1 protein-coding gene is annotated in these 653 nt (G+C 67.2%); it reads right to left on the reverse strand.

Features of this window, described 5'->3' with window-relative positions; genetic code table 11:
- Positions 1–653, reverse strand: a 653-nt coding sequence (locus NQV17_RS37815) for an AMP-binding protein (RefSeq protein WP_257776162.1), incomplete at both ends; no start/stop codon positions are given.

Here is a 653-nt window from a genome sequence, read left to right on the forward strand (position 1 = left end):
TGGCCGGTGACCCAGCCGATGTCGGCCGTGCACCAGAACACGTCGGCCGGCTTCCAGTCGAAGGTCCACTTCATCGTCTGCGCGGCCCACAGCAGGTAGCCGCCGGTGCTGTGCTGCACGCCCTTCGGCTTGCCGGTCGAGCCCGACGTATACAGGATGAACAGCGGATGCTCGGCGCCGACCCATTCCGGCGCGCAGGTGTCGGACTCGCCGTCGGCGATCTCGTGCATCCACAGGTCGCGTTCGGCATGCCAGTCGATCTTGCCGCCGGTGCGGCGATAGACGATCACGCTCTTGACCGCTTCGCAGCCGCCCATCGCGAGCGCTTCGTCGGCGATGCTCTTGAGCGGCAGCGTCTTGCCGCCGCGCGCCTGCTCGTCGGCGGTGATGAGCGCAACGGCGCCGACGTCGACGAGCCGCTCGTTGAGCGATTTCGCGGAGAAGCCGCCGAACACGACGGAGTGCGTGGCGCCGATGCGCGCGCAGGCCTGCATCGCGACGATGCCTTCGATCGACATCGGAATATAGATGATGACGCGATCGCCCTTGCCGATCCCGCGTTTCTTCAGCGCGTTCGCGAAGCGCGACACGCGTGCCAGCAGCTCGGCATAGGTGACGCGCGTGACGGTGCCGTCGTCGGCCTCGAAGATCAC

The sequence above is a fragment of the Burkholderia sp. SCN-KJ genome (genome assembly GCF_024656005.1).
In the GTDB taxonomy this organism is placed as follows: Bacteria; Pseudomonadota; Gammaproteobacteria; order Burkholderiales; family Burkholderiaceae; genus Burkholderia.